The sequence below is a fragment of the Saccharothrix tamanrassetensis genome, from assembly GCF_014203665.1.
Classification (GTDB): Bacteria; Actinomycetota; Actinomycetes; order Mycobacteriales; family Pseudonocardiaceae; genus Actinosynnema; species Actinosynnema tamanrassetense.
In genome coordinates, this window is sequence record NZ_JACHJN010000010.1 from 205209 (window position 1) to 223868 (window position 18660).

Below are 18660 nucleotides of genomic sequence, written 5' to 3' on the forward strand. Positions count from 1 at the left end.
CTGCGGCACGACCACCGGATGCACGAGCCGATCAGAGCCGACGGCCGCGACGCCCCGGCCAGGGAGCGATGACGCGGCCGGGCGTGGCCACCGACACCAGCCGCCGGTGATCGGAATCCCGGCTCACGCCCGGCTGTTGCACCAGGTGTGAAGCTCTCCGTCCTGGACCGGTCGCGCACCCGCGCGGGCGCGTCCCACGCGGACGCCCTGCGTGACACCGTGGAGTTCGCCCGGCAGGCGGAAGCGTTGGGCTACCACCGTTTCTGGGTGTCGGAGCACCACGGCGTGCCCGGTGTCGCCGGGTCCGCGCCCACCGTGCTGGCGTCGGCGATCGCCTCGGCGACCTCGCGCATCCGCGTCGGCACCGGCGGCGTGATGCTGCCCAACCACCAGCCGCTGGTGGTGGCCGAGCAGTTCGGCGTGCTGGCTTCCCTGTTCCCCGGCCGGATCGACATGGGCCTGGGCCGTTCGGTCGGCTTCACCGAGCCCGTCCGCCGGGCACTGGGCCACGACAAGCGCGACGCCGACGAGTTCGGCGTCCGACTGGACGAACTGCTGTCGTACTTCACCGGCGACGCCGCCGTCTCCGGCTATCCCGCGACCGGGCTGCGCGTGCCCGCGTTCGTGCTGGCCACCGGGGCCGGCGCGGAAGTAGCGGCCTCCCACGGCCTGCCGCTGGTCATCGCCGCCATCCGGGGCGAAGAGGCCATGCTGCGGGCGATCGACGGCTACCGGGCGCGGTTCCGGCCGTCGGCGTGGGCGGCCGAGCCGTACGTGGTCGTCTCGTCGACCGTCGCGGTGGCCGACACCACCGAGGACGCGTGGCGGTTGCTGCTGCCCGAGGCGTGGGCGATGGCCTACTCGCGGACCCGCGGCGAGTTCCCGGCCCTGCGTCCGCCGGAGGACGTCCTGGCCCTGGACATGTCCGCGCGGGAGCGCAAGTACTTCGAGGAGTCGTTGCGGGGCCACGTCTTCGGCACCCCGTCCGAGACGGCCAAGGCGTTGGACGGCCTCGTCCGGCGAACCGGTGCCGACGAAGTGCTGGTCACCACCAGCACGTACGAAAGGGCGGCCATGCTCGCGTCCTACGAGCGACTGGCCGCCCTCTACCTCGGGTGAACCACGGCCCCGGAGCCGGCGCACCTCGCCCGAAGCCCGACACCGAAGCCCGACACCGAGGCCTGAAACCGAGCCGGGTGAACCGTCAGCGGTCCCGCTGCTGCTCCGCGAGGAAGCGCTCGAACTCCGCACCCAGCTCGTCCGCGCTGGGCAGCGACTCGTCCTCGCCCACCAGCAGGTTCTCCGAAGCCTCGGTGAACGCGTCGTACTGCCGCTCCAACGCCTCCACGACCTGCGCCACCTCCTCCGACTCCCCGACCTGCCGGGCGATCTCGGCGTCCGTGCGACGCGCCGCCTCCTGCAGCGCGGCGGACGGGATCACCAGACCGGTCGCCTTCGTCAGCGACTCCAGCAGACCCACCGCCGCCGCCGGGTACGTGCCCTGCGCCAGGTAGTGCGGCACGTACGCGGCGAATCCCATCGCGTCGTGCCCGGCCTGGCCCAGCCGGTACTCCAGCAGCGCCGACAGGTTGCCCGGCACCTGCACCCGGCTGAACGGCGACGACTCGACGACCAGCTCCGGCCGCGTGGCGTGCGAGATCACCGACAGCTTCCGCGTGTGCGGAACGCCCATCGGGATGCCGTGGAAGCTCACCGCGAGCCGCACGCCCCACCGGTCGACCAGCGAGCGCACCGCCGCCACCAGCGCTTCCCAGCGGCGGTCCGGCTCGGGGCCGGTCATCAGCAGGAACGGCGTGCCGACCGAGTCGTGCAGCAGGCGCACCACCAGCTCGGGAGCGTCGTAGTGCTCCCACCGGTCGGCGGCGTAGGTCATCGTGGGCCGACGGGCCCGGTAGTCGATCAGGTCGTCCACGTCGAACCGGGCCACCACCCGGTGCTCGTGCACCGCGAGCAGGTGGTCCACCAGGGCCGAGCCCGCCGCGCCGGCGTCCATGAAGCCGTCGAAGTGGTGCAGCAGCACCGCTCCGCCCAGGTCCGGGACGTCGGAGTCGACCTCGAACAGATCCTCCGGGTCCAGCGCCACCTCGTGCCTCCCTCAGGTAGTCCTCTAGCCGTTCAACGCAGCGCGGGCGCTGATCCATTCCCCGATCCCGTCCAGCATCCGGGCGAGACCGAACTCGAACAGCGTGCCGAGCTCCAGGTCGACCTCGGTCCCGATCACCCGGGCGAACATCGGGAACCGCCCGGACGTCGCGATGCCCGCCATCACGTCGGCCTGCCGGGCGAGCCACTCGTCGTCGGTGATCCCGGTGTGCTGCCGCTGCTCGGCCTCCGGTTCGAGGCTCACCGCGATGCCGCGCACGAAACCGAACAGCGTCACCGAGGCGTGCAGCATCTCCTCCATCGTAAGGCCGTGGCCGTCCAGGGACCGGAGCATCCACTCGGTGTGCGCGATGGCGCTGGGCAGCAGTTGCGGGCGGGTCATGGACATCGCGCCGGCCAGCCACGGGTGCTCCCGGAACAGCTCCCACTGGAGGCGGGCGACCGTTTCCAACCGGACCCGCCAGCCGACCTCCGGTGCCGGGTCCGGCAGCGGCCGACCCGCCATCACGGTGTCGATCATCCGCAGGACCAGGTCGTCCTTGCCCGGCACGTGCCGGTAGAGCGACATGGTAGCGGCTCCGAGCCGAGCCGCGACGCGACGCATGGAGAGGCTCGCGATCCCCTCCCGGTCGGCGAGGTCCACGGCGGCGGCGACCAGCCGTTCACCGGTCAGCTCCGGCTCACCCTTCCTGCCCGTCTTCTCGACCGACTCCTCGACCGCCTTCTTGCCCGCATTCTCGACCGCTGTTCCACCCACCCCTTCGGCAGCGGTTCTCCCCACCCCTTCGCCCGCCGTCACCGCGACGACCGTTCCCACCCCGGCGACCGGCCGCACCAGCCCGTCCTCCCGCAAGGCGGCCAGAACCCTGGTCGCCGTGGCCATCGCCACCCCGTAGGCCGCGGTGATCTCCCGGGTGGACGGCACCCGCTCACCGGGGCGCAACTCGCCCCGTTCGATCCGCTGCCGGATGTCCCGCGCGATCCGCTGGTACACCGCGCCCGTCATCGACCCACCTCCGCACTAGTGCACTACCGTAGTGCACTAGTGCACACGAGACTAATTGACGACGTAGTGCGCGCATGTACGGTGTACGCATGAGTAGCGTACTGATCTCCGGCGCCAGCATCGCCGGCCCCGCCCTCGCCCACTGGCTGCGCCACCACGGCCTGACCCCCACCGTCGTCGAACGCGCACCCGCGCCCCGGCCCGGCGGCCAAGCCGTGGACGTGCGCGGCACGGCGCGCCAGGTGATCGAGCGGATGGGCGTCCTGGACGAGGTCCGCGCCGCCCACACCGGGGCGCGCGGCATGGCGTTCGTCAACGCGTCGGGGAAGCGCACGGCGACCATGGCGTCCGACACGATGGGCGACTCGGGCGGCGCGATCGCGGAGATCGAGATCCTGCGCGGCGACCTCGTGCGCATCCTGCACGACCAGACGGCGGACGACGTCGAGTACCTCTTCGACGACACCATCACGTCCCTGACCGAAACCCCGGACGGCGTGGACGTGACCTTCGAGAGGTCCGCGCCGCGCCGCTTCGACCTCGTGGTGGGGGCGGACGGCCTGCACTCGAAGGTGCGCGCGCTCGCGTTCGGCCCGGAGTCGTCGTTCGTGCACGACATGGGCGCGTACACGTCGATCTTCAGCACCACGCGGCGCGAGGACCTGGACGGCTGGATGCTCATGCACACCGTTCCCGGCCGGACGGCCGGCATCTACCCGACGCCCGGCGGGCAGGCGAAGGCGATGTTCGTCTTCAAGTCCCCGGAGGTCCCCCACGACCGCCGGGACGACGCCTTCCAACGCGACCTGATCGCCCGGACGTTCGCGTCCGACGGCTGGCAGGTGCCGCGCCTGTTGACGGACCTGAAGACGAGCCCCGACTTCTACTTCGACCGCCTGTGCCAGATCCGGATGGACACGTGGTCGCGCGGTCGGGTCGTGCTGTTGGGGGACGCCGCGTTCTGCGCGTCGCCCATGGCGGGCAACGGCACCAGCATGGCCCTGGTCGGCGCGTACCTGCTGGCGGGCGAGCTGGCTTCCTCGCGTGACCACACCACGGCGTTCCGGCGGTACGAGGAGGCGATGCGCGAGTACGTGACGCAGTGCCAGGAGTTCGCGCTCGGCGGGATGGCCGGGCTGCTGCCGGATTCGCGGTGGTTCATCAGGATGCGCGACTTCACCTTGCGCGTGATCCCCCACATCCCGGGTGCGGCGAAGCTGTTCGGCGGCGACCTCCAGAAGATCGCCAACACCGTGACCCTGCCCGACTACCCCGTGCGAACCCCTTGACCCACCGCCCGCCCCGCTCCGCCGCGAAGTGGGTGGCGAGTGGGCGATCGGTGGACGGTCGGTGAGTGGTGGATGTGGGCGAACCTTGACCTCCAGCTCGATCGAGGTCCTACGTTCGCGCCATGGACATGGAAGTCACCGCGTGGATGTCGCTCTACCACGTGACCAACGCCCACGACGACAAGCGGCCGTTCTCCAAGGCCACGCTGCGGCGGATCTGGTCGTTCGCCAGACCGCACAAAACCCGGCTCACGCAGTACCTGGTGATCAGCGTGGTGGTGGCGGTGTTGGCGGTGGCCACCCCGGTCCTCGCCGGGCGGATCGTGGACGCGATCGTCAGCGGCTCGTCGTTCGACGTGGTGCTCGGGCTCGCCGGGCTCATCGCCGGGATCGCCGTGGTCGAAGCCGCGCTGGGGCTGGTGTCGCGGTGGTTGTCGTCGAGCATCGGGGAGGACCTCATCCTCGGGCTCCGCACCACCGTGTTCGACCACGTCCAACGGATGCCGATCGCGTTCTTCACGCGCACCCGCACGGGCGCGCTGGTCAGTCGGTTGAACAACGACGTGATCGGTGCCCAGCGCGCGTTCAGCGACACGCTGTCCGGCGTGGTCGGCAACCTCGTGACGTTGGTCCTGACCCTGGTGGTCATGATCGGCCTCTCCTGGCAGATCACGTTGCTGGCACTGGTCCTCCTCCCCGTCTTCGTCCTGCCCGCCCGCCGCATGGGCTCCCGGCTGGCCCGACTGGAACGGGAGGCCGCGAACCACAACGCCACCATGAGCACGCAGATGACCGAGCGGTTCTCCGCGCCCGGCGCGACGCTGGTCAAGCTGTTCGGCCGCCCCGAACAGGAGTCGGCCGAGTTCGCGACCCGCGCCCGCCGCGTGCGGGACATCGGGGTCCGCTCGGCGATGGTGCAGACGGTGTTCCTCACCGCGCTCACCCTGGTCTCCGCGCTGGCCCTGTCCCTCGTCTACGGGCTCGGTGGCTTCTACGCGCTCACCGGCCGGCTCGACGCCGGTTCGGTGGTCGCGCTGGCCCTGCTCCTCACCCGCCTGTACGCCCCGCTGACGGCGCTCGCCGGCGCACGGGTCGAGGTGATGAGCGCCCTGGTGAGCTTCGAGCGGGTGTTCGAGGTGCTCGACCTCAAGCCGCTGATCACCGAGAAGTCGGACGCCACCACGGTTCCGGACGGACCGGTCGCGGTGGAGTTCGAGAACGTGCGGTTCACCTACCCGTCGGCCGACAAGGTCTCGCTCGCCTCGCTCGAAGAGGTCGCGGTGCTGGACAACCGGGGCGGTGTGCAGGTGCTGCACGACGTGTCGTTCCGCGCCGAACCCGGCCAGGTGGTGGCGCTGGTCGGCTCGTCGGGCGCGGGCAAGTCGACGATCGCCTCGCTGCTCCCCCGCCTCTACGACGTGGACGAAGGCTCGGTCACGCTGTCCGGTGTGGACGTCCGCGACCTGTCCGCCCAGAGCCTGCGCGACACCCTCGGCATGGTGACCCAGGACGGTCACCTGTTCCACGAGTCGATCCGGTCGAACCTCCTGCTGGCACAACCGGGTGCCACCGAGGACGAACTCTGGGACGTGCTCCGGCGCGCCCGGCTGCTCGACCTGGTCCGAGCCCTGCCGGACGGTCTGGACACCGTCGTCGGTGAGCGGGGCTACCGGCTCTCCGGCGGCGAGCGCCAGCGCCTCACCATCGCCCGCCTGCTGCTGGCCAAGCCGAGGGTGGTGATCCTGGACGAGGCCACCGCGCACCTGGACTCCACGTCCGAAGCCGCCGTCCAGGCCGCGCTCGCCGAAGCCCTGGACGGCCGCACGGCCGTGGTGATCGCGCACCGGCTGTCCACGATCCGCGCCGCCGACCTGATCCTGGTGGTGGAGGACGGCCGGGTGGTGGAGCGCGGCACGCACACCGACCTGCTCGCCGCCGGCGGCCGTTACGAAGAGCTCTACCGCACCCAGTTCGCCGAGGAGGCAACGGTCTCCTGACTTCCTCGCCCCCGCCGCCCCGACTTCCCGGCTCGCCCTCCCGGCCCCCACACCTCCGACGCGGCCGGGAGGGCCGTCGCGGCGGCCGACTCGGCGGCTCGCCCAGCGCGATGCGGACCTGGACGAGCCTGTTCGCCGGACGCGCCGGGGCGCGAGCGGTCCGGCGCGTTCAGACCTGCGCTTCGAAGTGAGGTTTCATCGACGGGTAGTACGAGTCGAAGTCCGGCAGCGACCTGCCCTCGCGGGACGCGACGAGCATGTCCAGGTAGTACTCCCAGCCCGGCCCGATATCGCCGGCACCTTCGGCGGAGTCCAAGTGGTGCACGAACTTCAGCTCGGTGATCCCGTCCACTTCGGACAGTAAGATCTCCAGCCGCCACGTGCCCTGGTCGTCGATGGTGGACACGGCCAGCCGCATGGGCGGTTCGCACGCCTCGATGCGCGCCTCCATCCACGGCTGCTGTTCCTCGTAGGCCATCTGGATCTTGATGGTCCGACCGGGTGCGGCGTCGCCTTCCCAGGAGCCGAACCAGCGGGCGGTGCGGGCGGGTTCGGTGACACTGGCCCACACGTCCTCCGCGTGCGCGCGGAACGTGCGGATCAGCACGAGGTCGTGGGCAGGGCCTGAACCGACCGGGATCAGCCGGCCGGAGGGTGGACGGGTCATGCGGTGTTCTCCTCTCGCCGGTCCGCGCGGTGTTCGCGACGGGTCCGGTAGACCTCGGTTTCCAGCGCGTCGAGGCGGTGCTCCCAGCCGGTCGGCCGGGCGAACTGGGCCAGCCAGTCGGCGAGCCCGTCCAGCGGTGTCGGGTCGAGCGAGTAGAACCGTTGCCTGCCAACGAGTTCGTCGCGCACCAGGCCGCTCTCCCGGAGCACCCGCAGGTGCCTGCTCACGGCGGGCCGGCTGATGTCGAACCGGGCGGCGATCTCCCCGGCGGGCAGCCGGGACGCGCGCAGCATCAGCAGGATCTCCCGCCGCACGGGGTCCGCGATCGCTCCGGCCACCTCGTCCACCGCTGAAGCGTAACCGATGGGTTACACATCACGCAACGCCCGGCGGAACCGGACGACCGGATCGGGAGTCGACCGCGGAGTCGGGCAACGACCGCAGGTAGGCGCTCAACGCCCGGCGGTACGGCTCCACCGTGTCCAGGTCGGCGTACTCGTCCGGCCCGTGCTGCCCGTCCCCGCCGACACCGAAGATCACCGCGTCCACCCCGCGCTGGTAGTAGAACCGCGAGTCGGCCGCGCCGTGCTTGCGCAGGAAGTCCCCGGAGAACCCCTGCTCACGGGCCGCCGCCCGCAACGCCGCCACGTCGACGCTCGACGGGTCGGCCCGGTGCGGCGGCTCGACGTGGTTCACCGTGACCGGCAGCGAGCACACCTCCGACAGGTGGGCGGCGATCTCGTCGGCGGAACGCCCGTCGAACGCGGAGTCCTCCGGCGGGTACCGGATGTCCAACCACGCCGACGCGTCCGCCGGGATCTGGTTCGTCGCGGTGTTCGACGTCTCGACCCGGGCCACGTTGACCGTGGTCCGCCACGCCTCCGAGGTCGGCGGCGGGTACGCCGCCAGCAGCGCGTCGATCCCGCGCACGAGCTTGACCAGCGCGTTGTCCCCCAGCCACGGGTACGCGCTGTGCGCGGCCCGGCCCGGGGCGTCGATCCGCGCGCCGACCAGCCCCTTCGACTCCGTGACCAGCCGCAACGCGCTGTGCTCCCCGATCACCACGAACCGCCCGGTCACGCCCTGGTCGAGCTGGTGCCGCGTGCCGTCCCGGCCGCCCACCTCCTCGTCCGTGACCAGCTGCAACGCCACCGGGAACGACGTCGGGACGTCCCGGAACACCGACGCGAGGACCAGCGCCGACAGCTTCATGTCCTGCGCGCCGCGCGCGTAGAGCCGGGATCCCTCCCGCCTGGGCACGAACTGCTCCGGCGATCCCGGCACGACGTCCAGGTGCGCGTTGAAGATCACCCGGAACGGACGGCGGGAAGCTCCCCGGTAGACCAGCGCACTCGGCTTGCCACCCGACTCGAACCGCTCCACGGTGAAGTCCGGGCCCACCACGTCGAGCACGAAGTCCAACGCCCGCGCCAAGTCCGCGGGCCGGTCCGCCGTCGACGGGATGCGCAGCAGTTCGTCCGCCAATGCCAGGAAGTCATCCACGGGCCCATCGTGCCGCAGGAACGATCGGAGCAACCGCTCTTGCGGACCATCGCCTGGTGGTAGCTGTGCGGAGTCGGCCGATCACACCCAGGATTCGCGAGGCCCGCCGGCGACCGGTACGGCACAGTGGAGGCATGGATCTCACTCCACGCGCGTTCTTCGACCTGGCCCGTTCGACCGTCGACACGGCCGTCTCCGTGCCCGGCCGCGTGCTCGGCCTGCTGGAGGCCGCCGAGAACGTCGTGCGCCGGGCCGACGACCTGGTGGCCCGCACCGGTCGCGTACTGGACGAGACCGAGGCCCTGGTGGCACGGGCGCAGGTCGTCACGGCCGCCGCCGAAGCCGTCACCACCGACGCCGGCCAGACCGCCCGCACGTCGCGCGAGCTGATGGACAGCTACGCGCCACTCGCACAGCGGGCGCACCCGTTGGCCCAACGGTTCGTGGACGACCTGTCCCCGCACGAGATCGACGCGGCGATCCAGTTGGTCGACCAGCTCCCGGTGCTGACCAAGCACCTGATGGAGGACGTCCTGCCCATCCTGACCACTTTGGACCGGGTCGGACCGGACATCCACCAGCTGTTGGACGTCACCAACGACGTGCGCCAGGCCATCCTGGGCATTCCCGGTTTCACCTTCCTGCGCAAGCGCGGCGAGGAGAAGCAGGAGGACTAGGACCGCAGGCGGTCGGTGACAGGGGTGGAGGTCGTGGCCGAGGACGCCGCGGTGCCGACCGAGTTCCCGGTCGGCATCGGCAAGACCGCTCGTCGTGTGCCGGCGCTCAACGGCTGCACGCGGTACGACCAACTGACGGGTGTGACCTCCGCGGAACTGCTGAAGATCCACGGCGTCGGCCCCAAGGCGATCCGGATCCTGGGCGAGGAACTGAGCGCGAGAGGCCTGTCGTTCGCCGCTTCGTGAGCCTCTCCCAGCCGGCGTGCGGACGTCGGTGGAGGCGCCCGTGTCGGCTGCCAGGCCGACGCCGGGATACCCACGACGACCGGGACGCACGTGGTCCCACCTCCTCCGATGACGCCCGGCACACCACCGGGGTCCGGTTCGGCGGCGGTCCGGTTCCCCGGTGGCCGGAGCGGGTACCCCAGCGGCATGAAGTGGCGCATCGGGGTCCTGGTGGCGGTGATGGTCGCCGTGGTGGCGTTGGTGGCGGCGTTCGTGGTGGTCCCGAGGTTCGGCACGGACACGGTGGACCGGAGTCAGCCGGCCGTGCTGCAGTCGTTGCGGGACCTGAGCCAGTTCCACGCGGCGGCCGGCGAGTACCAGGTGGTGCTCGACATCGAGCACGACGTGCGCTACGTGCCGGACGTCCTTGCCGGGCAACGGACCCTGTTCGTGGCGGCCGGCTCGGTCAACGCCTACGTCGAGTTCGGGGAGCTCGGCGAGGGCGCGCTGGAGGTGTCGCCGGACGGTAAGGCGGTCCGGGTCGACCTGCCGAAGCCCGTGCTGGACAAGCCGAACCTGCACCAGGAGCGGTGCTACGTGTTCGCCCAGGAGCGGGGGCTGGTGGACCGGCTCGCGGCGATCGTGGAGACGCGGGACCAGCAGCCGTTCTACGTGGCCGCCGAGCAGAAGATCGCCGACGCGGCGCGGGACTCCGGGCTGGTCGCGCGAGCCGAGGAGAGCACCCGCAAGATGCTCACCGGGATGCTCGGCGGGTTGGGGTACGAGGTGCGGTTCAGCGCGACCGACTAGGCTGACCGCCTGATGAGACGCAAGCTCCGGCCGCCCCTCCCCCAGCGCCACGGCCTCGACCCCGCCCGCCTGCGGCTGCCCGACGAAGGGCCGTGGGCCACCATCCGGGACCACCTGGTGGCGCGGCTGCCGAGGGTCGCCCCGGAGCGGATCGACGGGATGCTCGCCGAGGGCCGGATCCACGACCTGGCCGGCCCCGTCGCGGCGGACGCGCCGTTCGCCCCCGGCACGTCGGTGTGGTTCCACCGGGACCTGCCGGACGAGACGCCGGTCCCGTTCGAGATCGGCGTCGTGCACCGCGACGACGCCATCCTGGTGGTGGACAAGCCGCACTTCCTGGCCACCATCCCGCGCGGCAGGCACGTCGTGCAGACCGCGCTGGTCCGGCTGCGCCGCGACCTCGGGCTGCCCGACCTCAGCCCCGCGCACCGGCTGGACCGGGTCACCGCCGGGCTGGTGATGTTCGTGATCGACCCGAAGCTGCGCGGCCGGTACCAGACGCTGTTCCGGGACCGGTTGGTGCACAAGGAGTACGAGGCGTTCGCCCGCTACGACCCGGAGCTGGAGCTGCCCCGGACGGTGCTCAGCCGGATCGTGAAGGTCAAGGGCGTCATCACCGCGCAGGAGGTCGAGGGTCCGCCCAACGCCGAGACGCTGGTGGAGCTCGTGGAGCACGCCGACGGCTGGGGCCGGTACCGGCTCACGCCCGCGACGGGCCGCACGCACCAGCTGCGGCTGCACATGGCCGCGCTGGGCGTGCCGATCCGCCACGACGACTTCTACCCGGTGCTGCGCGAGAAGCCGTTGGACGACTTCACCGATCCGCTGCAGCTACTGGCGAAGGTCCTCGCGTTCACCGACCCGGTGACCGGCGTGCGCCACCGGTTCGAAAGCCGGCTCCGGCTTCACTCCAGGTAGCCGAGCATCTGCGAGATCTGCCCGGTCCGGGACTGGAAGATCCGTTCCGCCAAGGCTTTCGCCTGCGGGTTGACCCCGCCTTCGCGTTCCAGCTTGGCCATCTCCACCGCGTTGTGCTGGTGGGCGATGAGCAGGTTCAGGAACGCCTTCTCGAACTCGCCGGAGGCGGTGGCGGCCACCGCCGCGATGGACTCCGGGCTGGTGGAGTGGTCACCGCCGTGACCCGCGTGCAGCTGCGGGTTGTCCCCGGCGCTCTCCGGCTGCTTCCAGTCGGACAGCCACTTGAGCATCGAGTCCACTTCGGCGAGCTGGGTGACCTCTATGGCGGAGGCCAGGTTCTTCACCTCCGCCCGCACGGGGTGGTCCTCGGCCAGTTTCACGATCTCCAGCGCCGTCCGGTGGTGGGGCACGGACATCTGCAGGAACATCACGTCGACCGCGTTGAACTCGTTGGTCTCCACCACCGCCGACACCGGTCCGGTGGGCGCGGCCACGTCACCGCCGCCGCCGAGACCACAGCCGGAGAGCACCAGCAGACCGGTCAGCACTGCCATGAGGCGTCGCAAGGTCGTCCTCCTCGGGGAGAGCAGGGGAAGAGCCCGCCCGCGCGGTGACAGGGCGCGGCGCGGACGGGCTTCCTCAGGCCGTTACAGCCGCTGCCACAGGGAAGCGGTGTTCGGCGGTTCCCAGCCGGCCAGCGAGGTGTGCGACTGGATGCAGCGGTAGGACGCGCCGCCGTAGGTCACCTGCGTGCCCACCGAGTACGCGACACCGGTCGCCCACGTGCCGCCCACGGGCGGGGTGGTGGTCGTCGGGCGCGTGGTGGTCGTCGTCGGGCGCGTGGTGGTGGTCGTCGGAGTGGTGGTGGTCGTCGGGCCGGGGCCACCGGAGCCGACCTGCAGGTCGACGCACGCGTAGAACGCCATCGGGGTGTCCGCGATGTTCCACACGGCCAGGACCTTCACCCGGCCCGTGCGTCCGCCGAGGCTCACGTTGTGCGTGACCGACGAGCCGGGCTGGCGCCCGCCGTCGTTGAACTCGGCGATCTTGCTGCCGCCGACGAAGTACTGCCACGTGGTGGTGGCGTGGCGGGCGGTGATGGTCCAGTTGAACGGCACGTTGTTGCCCACCGAGGTGGCGGGCCAGGCCTTGCTGTCGTCGCTGAGCGGTGCCCACCGGCTGTCACCGGCGTGGCAGTTCTGCTGGCCCTTCGGGCCCTCCACGCTCTGCGGCTCGTAGACGACAGGGCCGCAGTTGGAGACGCGGCCTTGTGCGCACATCGCCTGCCGGCTGGGCGGCGAGGAGATGTAGCCGTGCGCACTCGCCGATCCCGCTGACACCACGACGATGAACGGGGCGATGCCCACGCCGGCGAGAACCGCCGCGAGCTTGCGTTTCAGGCTCATTGTCCAGCTCCTTCGGAGGAAACCCCGAGAGGTTTCCCTGGGCAGGGTCCAAATCCGCGGCGGCCGGATTACGACGCCGGGCGTGACAGCCCGCAGGTGGGCCGGCACACTCGGCGATGTGGTCTAGACCATAATCGTGAACGTCATCCGGGTCAAGGATCTGAACCGACTGGTGGAGCGGCCCGTAACCCCCGGTGTGACCCCACACCCCGGCAGTCGGGCGGTCGCGCTGGCGGCGGTCGTCGTCGCGGCGCTCACCGTGCCCGCGACGGCACACGCCCAGCCCGCGGCCTCGGACGCGCTCCGGCGCTACGAGGACCTGTCCCGCGAGGCCGAACGCCTGCACGAGGAGCACCTCAAGGCGCAGGACGACCTCGCCGCCAAGCGGGGCGAACTGGACCGGGCCAACGCCGACCTGGTCGGGGCGGCCGGGCTCGGCGACCAGGCGAAGGCGGACCAGGAGCAGTTCCGCGGCCAGGTCGACCTGCTCACCGAGGCCTCCTTCGAGGGTGCCACGTTCACGCGACTCTCGGCACTGCTGGTGTCGGATTCACAGCAGGACTTCCTCAACCGGATGAGCGCCCTCGACGTGCTGGCGGCGGACAGCGGCGAGGCTCTGGACCGCCTTTCGGCCGCCGTCGACACCGCCGAACGGGCCAGGGCCGGCGCCCAGGACGCCCAACAGCGCGCCTCGCGGGCTACCGACGAGGCGCAGGAGCTGGTCGACGACATCGCCGACCGCCAGACGGCCGTGGACCGGCAGGTCTCGGACGCGCGGGCGCAGTACCGGTCGTTGTCGGCGGCCGACAAGGCGGTGCTGGCGGCTCCCGGCGACACGTCGGCGGTGGACGTGCCGGCGGGTGCGGCCGGCTCGGCGCTGGAGTTCGCCCTGGGCCAGCGCGGGAAGCCTTACGTGTTCGGCTCCAACGGTCCGGACTCGTGGGACTGCTCCAGCCTCACCCAGGCCGCGTACCGGGCGGCGGGCGTGTCCATCCCCCGCACCACGTACGCGCAGGCCGCCGTCGGCCGTGCGGTGACGCGTGCGCAGGTCCAGCCGGGCGACCTGATCATCTACTACTCCGGCCAGTCGCACGTGGCGATGGCCGTGGACGGAGTGCGGGCGGTGCACGCGTCGACCGAGGGCGTGCCGGTGAAGATCGCCGACATCGACTCCATCGGCCCCGTCAGCGTCATCCGCCGCGTGGTCGGCTGATCCTCCGGAGCCCAAGGCCGGACAACGGGAAGCGGGGCCCGCCGTGGTCGGCAGGCCCCGCTCCCGGTCGTTCTCAGCAGCTCAGGTTGTTGCCCGCCGGAACTCCCAGGATGCCCACGAACCGCTGGTAGGCGTTCACCCGGCTCTGGACCTGCGCCGGGTTGCGGCCGTCGCACTCCAGCGCGCCGTTGATGCTGCGGATCGTCTGGCCGAACCCGTGGCCGTTGACCATCGCGTTGTGCGGGGTCATGGTGCCGGGGCCGTTCTGGGTGTTCCAGTACCAGAGGCCGGTCCGCCAGGCCACGGACGCGTCCTGCTGCACCAGCGACGGGTTGGTGAGCAGCGGCAGGCCCAGCGCGTCGCCGGCCGCCTTGTAGTTGAAGTTCCAGCTCAGCTGGATCGGCCCGCGACCGTAGTACGCCGCCTGCCCGGCCGGGCAGCCGTAGGGCTGGCTCGCGTCGCAGTAGTGCGGGTAGTTAGCCTGGTTCTGCTCCACGATGTGCACCAGGCCGCCGGTCTCGTGGTTGACGTTGGCCAGGAAGGCCGCGGCCTCCTGCTTCTTGACGGTGTCACTGCCGGTGTTCGCGAATCCGGGGTACGCGCTGAGCGCGGCGGTCAGGCCGCTGTAGGTGTAGAAGGGGTTCCGGCTCGGGAACATCTGCTTGAACTGGGCTTCGGTCACCACGAAGCCGCCGGGGTTGGGCGGGTTGGACGTCGTGGTCGTGGTCGGCGGCGTGGTGGTCCCGCCGCAGACACCCTGGTCGGCCCAGACCGCCGCCGAACCCGGCGTCTCGTTCCGGGTCCACCACTTGGCCGACCAGTTGCGGCCGTTGTGGGAGGCCGCCTGACCGCCGGTGTAGACGGTGGACGGGCTCCACGCGGTCGCACAGGCGGCGGCGCTGGCCGTGGTCGTGGCCACCGCGACGGTCAGCGCCGCCCCGACCACGACGGTGGCGATGGCCGCCACTACGCGGAATCTCGACACGTGTTCTCTTCTTCCGTTCGAGCGCCCTCGGACGTGACGGGGGCCAACTCAACAGGATTGGTCTACACCAGTCAAGAGTGAACCGCGAGGCTTCTACACGTCTTGCCCGCTGCGCCCGACGACCTCCGCGGGGCGAGTCAGGCCAGGTCAAGACGCTCGCTACCGCGACAGCACGGCGCGGCACGGGCGAACGCGGGTCAGTCGCGCACGTACATGACGACCGACGGGTGCACGACGATGCGGCTACCGTCGGCATAGCCGGGGCGCACGGTGCGGGCCACGGTGTCGACCAGGTCGTCGTCCTCGGTCGGCTCGGTGCCGATCACGAGGTGGCCGCGCGGGTCGACCGGTTCGCCGTCCGGCACGACGAGGCGGATCCCGGCCGCCGTCAGCAGGTTCTCCGCCTGCCACGCCACCCCTTCCGGCAGCTTCGGCATCAGGTCGGACAGACCCCGCACGAGAACGTCCTTCTGCCGCGTCGGAATCGGGGGCGCCCGGCGCCGGGGGACCTCGGTGGCCGCCGCTCCCAGCAGCACCGCCCCGATCAGCAGCGCCAACGCGGCACCGACCGGCGGCGGCACCAGCGCGGGCACGGCTATCGACGTCCACCAGCCGTCCGGGGTGGCGTGGGCGCCGACGACACCCGTCGTGGACACGAGGAGGGACACCGCGGCCTGGTCGACCTCGCCCACCAGCACGGCGACCTGCGACGTGCCGGACCGTGACGACGGCTCGTTGGCCCGCGCCGGCCGCACCACCACCGCACGTCCACCGGTGGGGAGTTCACGGGCGACGGCGTCGGCGATCGACGCCGGTTCGGCTTGGCGGGCGACGTTCAGCGCGTGCGCCGCCAGTGCGTGCGTGTCCACGGACGGCGCGCCGGGGGCGAGGACGATGCCCAGGGCGGTGAACGTCGCCAGTGCCCCCACGGCGACGAGGGCGCTGGCGATGGTGGTTCGTCGTGTTCGAGGCACACCACACCGTCGACCCGTTCCGACCAGAGCTGAGCGGGCCGTCCGGGTGAATCAGCGGGGTGCGATCGCCGCGGTTACCGAGCGTGTCAGCCGGTGTGGGCGACCAAGTGCTCGATGAACAGGTCCCGGACACCGGCCGGGAGTTCGTGCCCGGTCTCCGGCAGCACGAGCAGTCTCGCGCCGGGGATCTCCGCCACCAGCGCCTCGGCGTGCCCCGGTGGTAGCAGCGGGTCCACGTCGCCGTGCACGACCAGGGTTGGTACCCCGATCCCGCCGAGCCTCGCCCGCCACGGCTCGCCACCGCCGACCCGGAAGTGGTTGGCGGACGAGGCGATGTGCGGTGAGCGGTCGAACACCCGGCCGGCCAACGCGCGGGCGGCGTCCTCGTCCACCGGGCGCGGGCCCTGGAACGGGCGGTTGGCCGCCACCAGGTAGTCGATCACCGAGTCGCGGGACGTCCAGTCCGGCTCCGGCGTGCCGCCGGCGGCGAAGTGCGCCGACAGCGAGGGGTGCATGGGCGGCAGAGTGGGGTCGTTGGGGCCGGAGGGACTGGTGGAGATCAACGTCAGCGTGGCGACGCGGTCCGGGTGGTCCACGGCGAGCAGTTGGGCGATGCCGCCGCCCATGGACAGGCCGACCACGTGCGCCCGGTCGACGTCGTGGGCGTCCAGGACGCCGACCGCGTCTTCGACCAGATCCGGGAACGTGTAACCGGGTTCGCCCGGCGGGTAGGCGACGGAGCGGCCGGTGTCGCGGTGGTCGTAGCGGATGACGAAGCGGCCGTGCGCGGCGAGCCGGTCGCAGAAGTCGTCCTCCCACAGGTCCATCGACCCGGTCGAGCCCATGATCAGCAGCACCGCCGGGTCGGCGGGCGAGCCGAAGGTCTCGGCGCAGAGGTCGACACCGTTGACACGCAGGATCTGTTCCGTCACACCGTCACGTTAGCCGCCACCCTGACTTGTCACCGCCGCGCCGGCCGCCGACCTGATCCGTCACCGCCACGCCGGCCGCCACGCTGACTTGTCACCGCCGCGTTGGCCGCCAAGCTGATCCATCACCGCCACGCCGGCCGCCGCGACGAGTTCCGCCTGGCGGAACCGGTCCTCGGTGAACGGCATGGCGATGACCCGGTCCGCGCCCGCCTCGGCCAGCTCGGCGAACCGCTCGGCGGCCTGGGCGGGCGTGCCGGTGACCAGCACCTCGCGCGCTTGCTCCGCCGGCAGCCCGTAGTCGGTCATCCCCTTGATCCGGGCGTCGATCACGGATGCGGGCACGTCACCGAGCGCCACGCCCACGCCGACCGTCACCCCGGGCCGGGGTCGGCCGTACTCGGCGGCGAGTCGCCCGAGTTGCCCGAGACCGGAGACCACGGCCCGGTGCGGCACGAACGCCGGGTACCAGTGGTCACCGAACCGCGCTGCCCGGCGCAGCGCGGCCTTGCCGCCGCCGCCGACCAGCACGGGCGGCATGGTCGCACCGGGCGAGAGGGCGATTTCGTGGCCGTGCAGGGGAACCCGCTCCCCTCGCACCAGTCCGGGCAGGACTTCGAGGACGGCGTCGGTGCGCCTGCCCCGTTCGGCGAACGGCACGTCGACCGCGTGCCACGCGGCCTCGCCGTGCGCCTCGCCGCCGCTGCCCACGCCGAGCAGCACCCGGTCGGCGGAGAGGTGCTGCAGGGTGGCGATCTGCTTGGCGGTCCAGGCCGGTTGGCGCAGTGCCACGACCATCACGCCGAAGCCGAGCTTGATCCGGGTGGTCACGGCGGCGGCGGTGGCGTGCACCAGGGTGCTGTCCAGGTAGGGGTTCACCGGGATCAGGTGGTCGCCGTGCCACAACGACTCCAGGCCGAGCCCTTCCGCGTGCTGGGCGTAGGCGACGATGTCGTGGCCGTGGCCGGGCAGCGTGATGCCGATGTCCATCACCGCACCTCCAGCAGCGTCTTCCCGACCGTGGCACGGGATTCGATGGCGGCGTGCGCGTCGGCCGCCTTCGCCAGCGGGAACCGCTGACCGATCACGGGCCGCAGCGCGCCTTCCGCGGCCTGGTGCAGCACGCTGCCCACGAGTTCCCGCAGCCGCTCCGGCGTCGGTCGGGCACCCTGGACCAGCGTCACGTCCCGCTCGGCGGCCCGCGCCGGCTCGATGCCCGCCCACTCGCCGCTCGCCAGGCCGTAGCTGAGCATCCGGCCGCCCGGCGCGAGCAGGTCGAACGCGGTGCGCCCGGCTTCGCCGCCGACACCGTCGAACACCACATCCACCGGGTCGACCTTCGACGCCCAGTCGGCGGCGCGGTAGTCGACCACCTCGTCCGCGCCCAGCCCCCGGACGACCTCCCCCTTGTCCCGACCGCCGGCCGCGCCGACGACGACCGCCCCTTCGGCCTTGGCCAGCTGCACGAGCAGCGTGCCGACGCCGCCCGCCGCCGCGAGCACCAGGACGCGCTGCCCGGCGACCTGGCCGACCGTGCGGAGGTTCAGCAGGGCGGTGCGACCGTCGGCCATCAGGGCGACCGCGGTGTCCAGCGGCACTCCGTCCGGCACGACCACCACGCCCGCCGCGTCCACGGCCGCCCGTTCGGCGTACCCGCCCCGGCCCCCGGTGGCCGAGACGACCCGTTGGCCGACCAGACCGGGGTCCGCTCCGGGGCCGACCCTGGTCACCACGCCGCCCACGCCGTTGCCCGGGATGGCGGGCGGGCGGAGGTCGAACGGCCCCCGCCCGGTGCGGCGGTACTGCGTCTCCACGAAGGTGATGTTGGCGTAGGCGACCTCCACGACCGCCTGGCCGGGACCGGCTTCCGGATCCGGCGCGTCCCCCGGCACGAGTACCTCCGGGCCACCGAACCCGGTCAACCACACCGCACGCAT

At 71.9% G+C, this 18660-nt stretch carries 20 protein-coding genes; 8 read left to right on the plus strand and 12 right to left on the minus strand.

All coding sequences use genetic code 11. The features are described from left to right. Window positions 1–147: 147 nt before the first annotated feature. Window positions 148–1119, plus strand: coding sequence for an LLM class flavin-dependent oxidoreductase (locus FHS29_RS28640; protein ID WP_184695860.1), 972 nt, complete (start codon window positions 148–150; stop codon window positions 1117–1119). 85 nt (window positions 1120–1204) lie between these two features. Here the strand turns inward: FHS29_RS28640 and FHS29_RS28645 are convergent, their stop codons facing one another. Beyond that, entirely contained in the window at window positions 1205–2104 is a 900-nt protein-coding gene (locus FHS29_RS28645) for a proteasome assembly chaperone family protein (RefSeq protein WP_184695862.1), read from the minus strand. Window positions 2105–2128: 24 nt separating this feature from the next. Beyond that, window positions 2129–3130 (minus strand): TetR/AcrR family transcriptional regulator C-terminal domain-containing protein, encoded by a 1002-nt coding sequence (locus tag FHS29_RS28650; protein WP_184695864.1) that lies wholly within the window; start codon window positions 3128–3130, stop codon window positions 2129–2131. Window positions 3131–3219: 89 nt separating this feature from the next. Here FHS29_RS28650 and FHS29_RS28655 point away from each other — a divergent pair, with 89 nt between their 5' ends. Together FHS29_RS28655 and FHS29_RS28660 are read left to right on the plus strand one after the other, a co-directional pair. Further along, complete coding sequence (locus tag FHS29_RS28655; RefSeq protein ID WP_246440930.1) at window positions 3220–4419, plus strand: FAD-dependent monooxygenase; 1200 nt, start codon at window positions 3220–3222, stop codon at window positions 4417–4419. A gap of 146 nt (window positions 4420–4565) precedes the next feature. After that, complete coding sequence (locus tag FHS29_RS28660) at window positions 4566–6416, plus strand: ABC transporter ATP-binding protein (RefSeq protein ID WP_246440963.1); 1851 nt, start codon at window positions 4566–4568, stop codon at window positions 6414–6416. 169 nt (window positions 6417–6585) lie between these two features. On the opposite strand, the gene FHS29_RS28665 is transcribed toward FHS29_RS28660, so the two are convergent. The 3 genes from FHS29_RS28665 to FHS29_RS28675 are packed head-to-tail and all read right to left on the minus strand — an operon-like array spanning window position 6586 to window position 8586. Then, window positions 6586–7083: an SRPBCC family protein gene (locus tag FHS29_RS28665; protein WP_184695870.1), complete on the minus strand. Its 498-nt coding sequence runs from the start codon at window positions 7081–7083 to the stop codon at window positions 6586–6588. Further along, a complete protein-coding gene (locus FHS29_RS28670) occupies window positions 7080–7430 on the minus strand; it encodes a metalloregulator ArsR/SmtB family transcription factor (protein WP_184695872.1) in 351 nt (116 codons plus the stop codon). Before FHS29_RS28670 ends, FHS29_RS28665 begins: the two co-directional genes overlap by 4 nt. 28 nt (window positions 7431–7458) lie before the next feature. Beyond that, window positions 7459–8586, minus strand: a complete 1128-nt coding sequence (locus FHS29_RS28675) for a M20 family metallopeptidase (protein WP_184695874.1) — start codon at window positions 8584–8586, stop codon at window positions 7459–7461. A 134-nt stretch (window positions 8587–8720) separates the two neighbouring features. Between FHS29_RS28675 and FHS29_RS28680 the strand changes: the two genes are divergently transcribed. The 4 genes from FHS29_RS28680 to FHS29_RS28695 all read left to right on the plus strand — a co-directional run bounded on the left by FHS29_RS28680 (window position 8721) and on the right by FHS29_RS28695 (window position 11216). Continuing rightward, a complete protein-coding gene (locus tag FHS29_RS28680) occupies window positions 8721–9263 on the plus strand; it encodes a hypothetical protein (RefSeq protein WP_184695876.1) in 543 nt (180 codons plus the stop codon). A gap of 33 nt (window positions 9264–9296) precedes the next feature. Then, window positions 9297–9509, plus strand: a complete 213-nt coding sequence (locus FHS29_RS28685; protein ID WP_184696170.1) for a helix-hairpin-helix domain-containing protein — start codon at window positions 9297–9299, stop codon at window positions 9507–9509. Between the two features lie 186 nt (window positions 9510–9695). Then, window positions 9696–10298, plus strand: coding sequence for a DUF4230 domain-containing protein (locus FHS29_RS28690; protein WP_184695878.1), 603 nt, complete (start codon window positions 9696–9698; stop codon window positions 10296–10298). A 12-nt stretch (window positions 10299–10310) separates the two neighbouring features. Further along, the gene (locus tag FHS29_RS28695; RefSeq protein WP_184695880.1) at window positions 10311–11216 is read left to right on the plus strand and encodes a pseudouridine synthase; all 906 of its coding nucleotides are present in this window, start codon (window positions 10311–10313) and stop codon (window positions 11214–11216) included. Here FHS29_RS28695 and FHS29_RS28700 read toward each other — a convergent pair. After that, window positions 11204–11782, minus strand: coding sequence for a DUF305 domain-containing protein (locus tag FHS29_RS28700; RefSeq protein ID WP_246440931.1), 579 nt, complete (start codon window positions 11780–11782; stop codon window positions 11204–11206). The two genes, FHS29_RS28695 and FHS29_RS28700, sit on opposite strands and share 13 nt — an antisense overlap. Before the next feature lie 81 nt (window positions 11783–11863). After that, window positions 11864–12622, minus strand: a complete 759-nt coding sequence (locus FHS29_RS28705; RefSeq protein WP_184695882.1) for a lytic polysaccharide monooxygenase — start codon at window positions 12620–12622, stop codon at window positions 11864–11866. Between the two features lie 136 nt (window positions 12623–12758). On the opposite strand from FHS29_RS28705, the gene FHS29_RS28710 reads away from it, so the two are divergent. Further along, window positions 12759–13835, plus strand: a complete 1077-nt coding sequence (locus FHS29_RS28710; protein WP_184695884.1) for a C40 family peptidase — start codon at window positions 12759–12761, stop codon at window positions 13833–13835. 73 nt (window positions 13836–13908) lie between these two features. Here FHS29_RS28710 and FHS29_RS28715 read toward each other — a convergent pair whose 3' ends face one another. The 5 genes from FHS29_RS28715 to FHS29_RS28735 form a co-directional block, all read right to left on the minus strand. Further along, a complete protein-coding gene (locus FHS29_RS28715; protein WP_184695886.1) occupies window positions 13909–14820 on the minus strand; it encodes a glycoside hydrolase family 19 protein in 912 nt (303 codons plus the stop codon). 197 nt (window positions 14821–15017) lie between these two features. Next, on the minus strand, window positions 15018–15749 hold the full coding sequence (locus FHS29_RS28720; protein WP_184695888.1) for a nucleotide exchange factor GrpE: 732 nt from the start codon (window positions 15747–15749) through the stop codon (window positions 15018–15020). Between the two features lie 131 nt (window positions 15750–15880). Further along, the gene (locus FHS29_RS28725) at window positions 15881–16726 is read right to left on the minus strand and encodes an alpha/beta fold hydrolase (RefSeq protein WP_184695890.1); all 846 of its coding nucleotides are present in this window, start codon (window positions 16724–16726) and stop codon (window positions 15881–15883) included. A 60-nt stretch (window positions 16727–16786) separates the two neighbouring features. Continuing rightward, complete coding sequence (locus tag FHS29_RS28730) at window positions 16787–17713, minus strand: LLM class flavin-dependent oxidoreductase (RefSeq protein ID WP_184695892.1); 927 nt, start codon at window positions 17711–17713, stop codon at window positions 16787–16789. After that, window positions 17713–18660, minus strand: a complete 948-nt coding sequence (locus tag FHS29_RS28735) for a zinc-binding dehydrogenase (protein WP_184695894.1) — start codon at window positions 18658–18660, stop codon at window positions 17713–17715. Before FHS29_RS28735 ends, FHS29_RS28730 begins: the two co-directional genes overlap by 1 nt.

Coding starts and splice junctions, on each gene's coding strand:
- FHS29_RS28650 (WP_184695864.1), bottom strand. CDS start 3,130: ATGACGGGCGCGGTGTACCAGCGGATCGCGCGGGACATCCGGCAGCGG.
- FHS29_RS28655 (WP_246440930.1), top strand. CDS start 3,220: ATGAGTAGCGTACTGATCTCCGGCGCCAGCATCGCCGGCCCCGCCCTC.
- FHS29_RS28660 (WP_246440963.1), top strand. CDS start 4,566: ATGTCGCTCTACCACGTGACCAACGCCCACGACGACAAGCGGCCGTTC.
- FHS29_RS28665 (WP_184695870.1), bottom strand. CDS start 7,083: ATGACCCGTCCACCCTCCGGCCGGCTGATCCCGGTCGGTTCAGGCCCT.
- FHS29_RS28680 (WP_184695876.1), top strand. CDS start 8,721: ATGGATCTCACTCCACGCGCGTTCTTCGACCTGGCCCGTTCGACCGTC.
- FHS29_RS28690 (WP_184695878.1), top strand. CDS start 9,696: ATGAAGTGGCGCATCGGGGTCCTGGTGGCGGTGATGGTCGCCGTGGTG.
- FHS29_RS28695 (WP_184695880.1), top strand. CDS start 10,311: ATGAGACGCAAGCTCCGGCCGCCCCTCCCCCAGCGCCACGGCCTCGAC.
- FHS29_RS28705 (WP_184695882.1), bottom strand. CDS start 12,622: ATGAGCCTGAAACGCAAGCTCGCGGCGGTTCTCGCCGGCGTGGGCATC.
- FHS29_RS28730 (WP_184695892.1), bottom strand. CDS start 17,713: ATGGACATCGGCATCACGCTGCCCGGCCACGGCCACGACATCGTCGCC.
- FHS29_RS28735 (WP_184695894.1), bottom strand. CDS start 18,660: ATGCGTGCGGTGTGGTTGACCGGGTTCGGTGGCCCGGAGGTACTCGTG.